This window comes from Amycolatopsis sp. NPDC051371, assembly GCF_040682155.1.
Classification (GTDB): domain Bacteria; phylum Actinomycetota; class Actinomycetes; order Mycobacteriales; family Pseudonocardiaceae; genus Amycolatopsis.
The window spans coordinates 22,646-28,645 of the sequence record NZ_JBFBAG010000085.1 but is presented as its reverse complement, the minus strand read 5'-3'; the positions used below and the strand labels follow the sequence as shown (position 1 = coordinate 28,645).

The 6,000-nt window shown below is 70.2% G+C and carries 4 protein-coding genes; 2 read left to right on the top strand and 2 right to left on the bottom strand.

Features of this window, described 5'->3' with window-relative positions; genetic code table 11:
- Window positions 1–61 precede the first annotated feature (61 nt).
- On the bottom strand, window positions 62–595 hold the full coding sequence (locus tag AB0M59_RS52005) for a hypothetical protein (protein ID WP_364631379.1): 534 nt from the start codon (window positions 593–595) through the stop codon (window positions 62–64).
- Window positions 596–1,146: 551 nt separating this feature from the next.
- On the opposite strand from AB0M59_RS52005, the gene AB0M59_RS52000 reads away from it, so the two are divergent.
- Both AB0M59_RS52000 and AB0M59_RS51995 read left to right on the top strand, forming a co-directional pair.
- Entirely contained in the window at window positions 1,147–2,091 is a 945-nt protein-coding gene (locus AB0M59_RS52000) for an ATP-binding cassette domain-containing protein (RefSeq protein WP_364631376.1), read from the top strand.
- Complete coding sequence (locus AB0M59_RS51995) at window positions 2,088–2,831, top strand: ABC transporter permease (RefSeq protein WP_364631373.1); 744 nt, start codon at window positions 2,088–2,090, stop codon at window positions 2,829–2,831. The genes AB0M59_RS52000 and AB0M59_RS51995 overlap by 4 nt, the downstream gene beginning before the upstream one ends.
- On the opposite strand, the gene AB0M59_RS51990 is transcribed toward AB0M59_RS51995, so the two are convergent.
- The gene (locus AB0M59_RS51990) at window positions 2,815–5,931 is read right to left on the bottom strand and encodes a BTAD domain-containing putative transcriptional regulator (protein WP_364631370.1); all 3,117 of its coding nucleotides are present in this window, start codon (window positions 5,929–5,931) and stop codon (window positions 2,815–2,817) included. The two genes, AB0M59_RS51995 and AB0M59_RS51990, sit on opposite strands and share 17 nt — an antisense overlap.
- Between the last annotated feature and the right edge of the window lie 69 nt (window positions 5,932–6,000).

The window sequence follows — 6,000 nt, the reverse complement described above, 5'->3', positions numbered from 1 at the left end:
GCAACCGCCACTGCCACCCGAGGCGTCACTTCGCCGTCAACTCCAAGATCCGCCGACCGGATTACCTACCTAACGTTGCTTGATGCGGCACTAGTGTCGGTGGCCGCTCACCGATCCGGCGCCAACGCATACCCCCCAGGTCGGTGAACGCAATCTCCAGCTCAGCGGGCGTCGCTACGAGCATTGCCATTACCGAGACCGGAATCTCACTAGTGTCTGCGTTCCAATTAGGGAACCACCGATGTGCAGGCAGCAGCACGTGCTTTGGCGAGTCCTTGACCACGAGCGGCAGCACCTCGTCGCCCTTGTGACTGGCGACGACTTGGACGTCGAGCACGGGCTCCGAACCGGCGTTCTCGACCTTGACACCCAGCACCCGATGCGGCGGCTTGCCCACATGAACCCATGCGGCACGGACGTAGTAAGCCTGTACGCGCAATCGCTCGGCTTCTCGGCGATTCTCTCGTCCCGCCTCATCTCGCGCGATCTGCAGCGCCACCAATGCCGCGTAGAACGCGCCGAGCCCGCCGACCCACTGGCCGAGCCCGGCCCAGTCGTCCGTGCCGAGCCACGCGCGTAGCCCGATAATGATCAATGCGCCCAGAGCTGCGCCAAGCGGGGGCCACCACCACCGGGGCCCAAAGAATACCGCTCGCACAAGTTGCCAGGCGGAAGTAGCACGCCTGAGTGCCTGCAGATTGGATGTCTTCGTCCGACCAGCCTTCACAGTCGCATCCTCTCCTTCGAGCTCGTCGGGAGCGGCTCTCCGGCCAGCAGCCTACGGTGGGCTCGCTATCGGCGAGCCCACCACGCCCAACCTGCTCGGTACGCGAAATGCAGCGGCTACCGGGCACGTCATCGACGTCGCTCGCTGGTGCCGGCTGTCAGCAGCGAAGTACAGCAACCGCACCGGACCGCAGCGACCGACATCGACCATCGATAGCCCTCTGACCTCGGCAAAGACCGCCAACGGCCGTCGTGCTGATAGTTCGCATCGAGAAGGTCAGGGGTTCGATTCCCCTCAGCTCCACGTTTTGAGGGCTCGTACCCGCAAAGGTACGGGCCTTTTTTCGTGCCGCGGTCGTGACAGTCGCCGTGTCAGTTCGGGGTCAGGTTCGTGTCAGGGCGGGCGATCACAGTCCTCCCATGACCACTTCAGCGATCACCGCCGCGGGGCTGCGGAAGTCCTACCAAGACAAAGTCGTGCTGGACGGCATCGATCTGGATGTTGCCGCCGGGACCGTTTTCTCGCTGCTCGGGCCGAACGGGGCCGGGAAGACCACCACCGTCAACATCCTGACCACCCTGGCGCAGGCCGACGGCGGCAGCGTGCGCGTCGCCGGGTACGACGTCGGCTCGGAAGCCAAGGCCGTTCGGAAGGCCATCGGCGTCACCGGGCAGTTCGCCGCCGTCGACGAGTTGCTCACCGGGCAGGAAAACCTGCAGCTCATGGTGGACCTCAGCCCGGTCAAGAACGGCAAGCGCGTGGTCGCCGACCTGCTCGAGCGGTTCGAACTCACCGAGGCGGCGAAGAAGCCCACCTCGACCTACTCCGGCGGCATGCGCCGGAAGCTCGACCTCGCCATGACGCTCGTCGGTGACCCGCGGATCATCTTCCTCGACGAGCCGACCACCGGCCTCGACCCGCGCAGCCGGCGCACCATGTGGTCCATCGTCAAGGACCTCGTGGCCGACGGCGTCACCATCTTCCTCACCACCCAGTACCTCGACGAAGCCGACCAGCTCGCCGACCGGATCGCGGTGCTCGACCGCGGGCGTCTGGTCGCCGAAGGCACGGCCGACGAGCTCAAGCGCCAGATCCCCGGGACGCACGTCCGGCTCCGGTTCACGAACGTCGCCGAACTCGACGCGGCCGCGCGGGTCATCGCCGGTTCGACCCGGGACGACGAGTCGCTCACCCTGCGGGTTCCCGGCGACGGCGGCACGAAGTCGCTGCGCAACCTGCTCGACCGGCTCGACGAGTACGCCATCAACGCCGAAGAGTTTTCCGTCCACACACCCGATCTCGACGACGTCTTCCTCGCCCTGACGGGCCACACCGTGTCCAACTCGGAGGTCGCAGCGAAATGAGCACCCACTCGACGGTCATGTTGCGCCGCAACTTCAAGCACATCGCCCGGAACCCGACCTCGGTGTTCAACGCCGTACTGATGCCGATCGTGATCATGCTGATGTTCGTTTACATGCTGGGAGACGCCTTCGACGTCGGCGTGAACTACGTCGACTACGCGACGCCCGGCCTGATGCTGCTCGCCATCTGCTACGGCCTCGGCGCCACCGCGACGTCGGTGAACTCCGACATGACCAAGGGCATCATCAACCGGTTCAAGGTCATGGACGTCTCGCGCGGGGCGGTGCTGACCGGGCACGTCGTCGCCAGCGTCCTGACGAACGTCGTCGCCATCGCGGCCCTCGTCGGCGTCGCGTTCGCGCTGGGGTTCCGTCCCCACGCGAGTTTCCTCGACTGGCTCGGCGTGCTCGGCATGGTCCTCCTGCTCGCCTTCGCGGCCGGCTGGCTCACCGTCGCTTTGGGACTGTTCGCCAAGTCCCCGGAGACGGCCGGCCTGGCCTCCGTGCCGCTGGTCATGCTGCCGTTCTTCAGCAGTGCGATCGCCCCGGCGGACAAGATGGGCCCGGGTCTGCGGCAGTTCGCGGAGTACCAGCCCTTCACGCCGATCATCGAAACCGTGCGCGGGCTGCTCAACGGCACGCCGTCGACCGGTTACGCCCTCGCCGCGATCGCCTGGTGCGTCGGTATCGCGCTCGTCGGGTACTTCTGGGCCCGGTCGACGTTCAAGAAGCGAGCGTGACTTCGGCCAGTTCGCGCCAGCTCGCCCGCGCCCCCTCCTGAGTCGCCTCGGTGAACTTCGTGTCACCGAGGCGATTCCGCGTCGCCTGCTCGATCCGGGAGACGTCCGGCTGCGAACGGTCCACCACACCGCGCACGACGGTGCTCGCCGCGAGCAGGCGCGCCGCCTGTTCGTACTCCTCGCGGCGCAGGGCCAGATCCGCGATCCCGACGAGCACCTGCGCGATCATGGGGACGGCCCCCGTCTCCGACGCCGCCCGGAAGGCCGCGGCGCGGTGGTCGCGGGCTTCAGCGAGGTCCTCGGCGAGGTAGCCGAGCAGGTCCTGGGTCGTGACCTGGATGTTCGCCCGCTCGGCGGCCTTGCCCAGCGTCGCCGTCGCGACGTCGAGCTGCCGGCGTGCCTGGACGGCGTCGCCGCTCCAGCGGGCGAGCTCGGCCTTCGCCAAGGCCAGCTCGGTCAGCGCTTCCGGCCAGGCGACCCGTTCCGCGAGCCGCTGCGCCTCGGCCATCGCCGACGCACCGGCTTCCTCGTCGCCCGACAGCCAGTACAGCTGGGCCTGCCTCGACCGCATCCGCACGACGTCCTCGATGGCGCCGACTTCGGTGACGACGACGATCGCCTGTTCGTAGTGTTCGCACGCCCGGCCGAACTCGCCGCGCATGGCGATCCGGTCGGCCAGCTCGGTCAGGGCGAACGACGTCCCCCACCGTTCGCCGAGCGCGCGGAACTCGGTCAGCGCCGTCTCGAGGAAAGCGTCCGCTTCTTGCTCGTCGCCGCCGAGCTGGATCCGCATCTTGCCGAGCTGCAGCCGGGCGAGGCCGCGGACCCACGGGTCCTCGTCGGCGAGCAGCGGTTCCCACGCGGGCAGGAACGCGTCCGGTGCCCGCAGCATGCGTTCCAGCGCGGCGACGAGTGCCACCGCGGGGTGTGGTCGCTGGACGCGCCCGTTGAGCTCGTGGACCTGGTGGATCCACTCCGCCGCCTGGAACTGGTCGCTTTCGCGGCCGGACGTCAGGAACCCCGTGACGAAGGCGTACACCGTCGCGCGGATGTCGTCGGGCACCTCGCCGGGTACGGCGGTGGCCGCCATGAGCAGCTCGTTGCCTTCGGTCTTGTGCCCGGCGAGCCACCAGTACCAGCCGGCGGCCGCGGCGAGCCGCATCGCTCCGGGCGCCTCGCCGGCCGCGAGGGCCCCGCGCATCGCGGCGACGATGTTGTCGTGTTCGGCGTCGAGGATGGCGAGCCACTTCAGCTGGTCGGCCCGGCGCAGGTGCGGCTCCGAGGTCTCGGCGAGCTCCGTGAAGTACGTGAGGTGCGCCTGACGCGCCGAGTCGGTGTCCCCGGCTTCGGCGAGCCGCTGCTCGGCGTACTCCTTGATCGTGCCGAGCATCCGGTACCGCGGCGTCTGGTCGCCTTCGGTGACCACTAGCGACTTCTCGGCCAGCGCGGTCAGCAGCTCCTCGGCCGCGTCGGTCGCGCAGACCCGTTCGGCCGCCTCCAGGCTCGCGCCGCCGGCGAACACCGAGAGCCGGGTCAGGACGACGCGTTCGTCGTCGGAGAGCAGTTCCCAGCTCCAGTCGATCACCGCGCGCAGCGTCCGGTGCCGCGGCAGCGCGGTGCGGCTGCCGCCGGTCAGCAGGCGGAACCGGTCGTCGAGGCGGTTGGCGAGCTGCTCGAGGGACATCGTGCGCAGCCGGGCCGCGGCGAGCTCGATGGCCAGCGGCATCCCGTCCAGCGCGCGGCAGACGCGGGCGAGCGTCGACAGCGTGGCGGCGTCGGACGCGAGGTCTGTGCGCACCGCTTGAGCCCGGTCGCGCAGCAGCCGGACGGCCGGCGCGGACTCGATCTTGTCCGGGTCGGCGTCCTCCGCGGGCAGGACCAGCGGCGCGACCGGCCACAGCGCCTCGCCGGTGATGCCCAGGGGTTCCCGGCTCGTCGCGAGGATCCGCAGCCGGCGGCACTCGCCGAGCACGCGGTGGGCGAAGGTCGCCGCGGACTCGATCACGTGCTCGCAGTTGTCCAGGACCAGCACCAGGTCCCGGTCGCGGACCGCCGCGACGACCCGGTCCGTGGGCTCCGCGTCCGGTGCGTCGCCGAGCAGCGCGTCCCGCAGCTTGAGCGCCGAGAGCGTCGCCTGGGCGACGTCGCCGTCCGCGCCGATGGGTGCGAGCTCGACCAGCCAGGCGCCGTCCGGCAGGTCGCCCAGCATCGTGCGTGCGGTCTCGGTGGCCAGCCGGGTCTTCCCCGAGCCGCCCGGCCCGACCAGCGTCGTGAGCCGGTGCTCGGCGACGAGCTCGCGGACCGCGGTGACGTCCGCGTCCTTGCCGACGTAGCTGGTCAGCTCGGCCCGCAGGTTGGTCGTGCGGGTCTCCTCACGCCGGCCCAGCTCGCCCCGCAGCAGCGCGACGTGCAGCTCGGACAGCTCCGGTGACGGGTCGACGCCCAGCTCGTCGGCCAGCGTCTCCCGCAGGCGTTCGTAGACGAGCAGCGCTTCGGAGTCGCGGCCGCTCGCGACGAGGGCCCGCATCAGCGCGCCGACGAGCCGTTCCCGGACCGGGTTCGCGGCGACCAGGTCGGTGAGCTCGGTGACCAGCTTCACGCCGTGGCCGCGGCTGATCTCCGCGTCGAACCGGTCCTCCAGAGCGGCCAGGCGCAGGCCCTCGAGCCGGGTGACCGCCGCGTCGAACGCCGCGCTCTCCTGCAGGCCGACGTCCTGCATGGCCGCGCCGCGCCACAACGCGAGGGCTTCGCGCAGCCGCCCCGGATCGTCGTCGTCGCGGGCCTGGGTGACGAGCCGTTCGAACCGCACGGCGTCGACGGCGTCGGGGTCCACGGTCAGCCGGTAGCCGGCGGGCCGGCCCTCGACCTCGCCGTCCGGAAGCACCTTCCGCAGCCGGGAAACCAAGCGCTGCAACGCGTTCGCCGCGTCGGCGGGCGGGTTCTCGCCCCAGATCCAGTCGACGAGCGTTGCCTTCGGGACCACCCGGCCCGGGTCGAGCGCGAGCGCGATCAGCAGTCCGCGCAGCCGGGCGCCCGGCACGTCGGCCACGACGCCGTCGTCCGCGCGAACTTCGAATGACCCCAGTATCCCGATCTGCACCAGGCCGATGATGCCACGGGCGCCCGGGTGTCCGGGCCGTGTCAGCGCCGTGTCAGGTCCTTCGGCGAA